Annotated in this window: 3 protein-coding genes and 2 pseudogenes; 4 read left to right on the forward strand and 1 reads right to left on the reverse strand. The window is 41.4% G+C overall.

The genetic code is table 11. The features are described from left to right. Both PPOP_RS17345 and PPOP_RS26125 read left to right on the forward strand, forming a co-directional pair. Positions 1-313: S8 family serine peptidase (locus tag PPOP_RS17345; RefSeq protein ID WP_006287959.1), on the forward strand; the 313-nt coding region annotated here is incomplete at its 5' end. 67 nt (positions 314-380) lie between these two features. Beyond that, positions 381-491, forward strand: a pseudogene (locus PPOP_RS26125) (hypothetical protein); the annotation flags it as partial. 408 nt (positions 492-899) lie between these two features. Here PPOP_RS26125 and PPOP_RS24700 read toward each other — a convergent pair. Continuing rightward, positions 900-1,070, reverse strand: a complete 171-nt coding sequence (locus PPOP_RS24700; RefSeq protein ID WP_234399884.1) for a DUF4158 domain-containing protein — start codon at positions 1,068-1,070, stop codon at positions 900-902. 61 nt (positions 1,071-1,131) lie between these two features. On the opposite strand from PPOP_RS24700, the gene PPOP_RS21175 reads away from it, so the two are divergent. Continuing rightward, positions 1,132-1,338 carry a pentapeptide repeat-containing protein gene (locus tag PPOP_RS21175; RefSeq protein WP_006287960.1) on the forward strand — a complete coding sequence of 69 codons (207 nt, stop codon included), beginning with the start codon at positions 1,132-1,134 and terminating at the stop codon, positions 1,336-1,338. 491 nt (positions 1,339-1,829) lie between these two features. Next, positions 1,830-2,295, forward strand: a pseudogene (locus tag PPOP_RS19625) (hypothetical protein); the annotation flags it as partial.

Below are 2,295 nucleotides of genomic sequence, written 5' to 3' on the forward strand. Positions count from 1 at the left end.
TGAATCCGGGGGCATTACGCTAGGGAGCCGCTATACAGGCAACTTCGGAGGCACTTCCAGCGCCACGCCGCTTGTTGCCGGTGTTGCAGCTTTGATGCTAAGCGCGAACCCTGATTTACGTGCCGCTGAGGTCAAGACAATCTTACAGCTAACTGCCGATAAAATACAGGACACGCTGCCTGATCATAACGGCAACAACCGTGGGACCTACGATCAGAAGGGGCACTCTGAATGGTTCGGCTATGGAAAAGTCAATGCGGCTAAAGCGGTGAAGGAGGCCACGAAACGATCGGAGGGCGTCCGGAAGCCGTAATTGATCGTTACAAACAAATAATTCCTGGGAACAAATTATGCGATCGATTATCTGACCCGATACGAATCTGGTGTTTGAGACCAAAGATCTCGTCATCGGTTACGATGAGCCGCTATCCCGTCCGTTGAACCTCCCTATGGAGCGCGGCCAGAAGATTGCGCTTGTCGGTGCGAACGGTAATTGAACTTGTATTCGCTTAAGAAATTGATATGCTCCCATCCGAGGGGAGAAATGTGGTTTAATAATTCTTCCTGAAGCTTTCCTTGCTTTTTGCGGGTCTGCTTGTGATGAATATTATCAAGAACAGCTTGCGCTTTATTCATTGCGTCTTCGTACAGCCGCCACAGTTGGCTACTTCCATCGCCTTCATTAGCGGCTCTGCCGACTTGGTGAACAACCTTTTCGTTGATCGATTTGCCGTATTGAATATTTTTTCTTCTGTCCGTTTACGAGTTTCCCAAACTACTCTTTCAATCGTGGCCGTTGAGGGTAGAATGATTTTACGCTTACGTAAATCTTCGAGTGCGAGCTCAATTGGATGTAAGAGATTTTCATTTATCATTGCATGGCTAAAAAGATGCTTACATCAAGAACGATACTCGCTCAAGGTAAATGTCTGGTAGCCATACTCCTTCCGGATTTCCTCCAGATGCTCGTATTTCGTGGCTTCCCGTTCGCCGAGATCAGGCGGTATATGCAAATATTGCAACCGTTCCTCCGGATTGAAGTGCGACACCTTCTGGAAATAAAAAAACAAAAGGCTCACGTCCGGATTCGTGTAGAATGAAAGTTCTCACACAAGATTTTATGAAGCTGATTTGTCTGATGCTAGCCTGTCTAGGGCTAACTTAAAGGATAGTGATCTAACTCGAGCAATATTAGCAAGAGCAAATTTGCAGGGTGCTGATCTTCGAGGTGCAAATATGGAAGGCGACGATTTTAAATTATTCAGTATTAAAGGTTCTCGAATGGATGCTGAACAATCGGTACTATACGCCCGTTCACATGGAGATAAAATAGGATGATATTACATTATCATCTGCTCGCAGCTAAATCCTATATTAACGGAACGTTCAACTAACGGGTGACGATAGCACAATAAAAGCAGTGGCAGTCTAGGTCTTCTGGTACCTAGTCCGTCACTGCTTTTTTACCGAGTCAGTCCTTTCTCTCTCTCGTATGTAACTCCGCTCTCTTCCATGAACAACGTGCCATTGGCACAAGAGGATTCAGTCTGAATTGGTAAAATTAATAAAGATACTTAACGTATTTAATACAAAATTATTACTTCGAATACAAATTACTTCGTATGTTATTAATTATTACATTACGAAAGTGTAATAATTTTTTTGTTGACGCTCCTTATTTACTCTAGCTATACTAATCACACAGATGGTATATATTAGCATGATACTACAAGTATATGTCTGGAATGTATAGTATATGTTTTTTAAGGTATATTTTCTTGATTCTAATATATTTACCGATCTATATAAAATTGATAGAGGTGATGACTTTGATAAAAAACAAACTAATTGCAACAGGAATGGTTACAGGAACCTTACTATTATCTCCGACTCATATTTTTGCTGACTCTATTTCTAACGTGACTAATATGTCCCAAAATCAAGTTGAAAACTTTGTTATCGGCGTAATAACCGAAGCAAATCCCGATTTTTCGACTGTTGAATATAACGATTCTCAAGGAAATGTTCAGTCGGTAAAAATAGTATTTGAAAATGGACGTAATACAACCTTTATTAAAGGTGACAAAGTGAAAGTTATCAATAAAGATAAGTGGAAATCTTACGCCACTCCAGAGTTTATGTCTAAGCTGACTGACGAAGCAAAGAGTGCAGAAAGTCAAACGGTAGACATAGATTCTCCGAAGGGAAGCACAAAAACCTATGCAGACTTTATTCAAAAGCTAGAAGCTATAGCAAACACTGTCATCGGCGAAATAACCGAGATAGAGCCCGGAT

The organism is Paenibacillus popilliae ATCC 14706 (genome assembly GCF_000315235.1).
Taxonomy (GTDB): domain Bacteria; phylum Bacillota; class Bacilli; order Paenibacillales; family Paenibacillaceae; genus Paenibacillus_B; species Paenibacillus_B popilliae.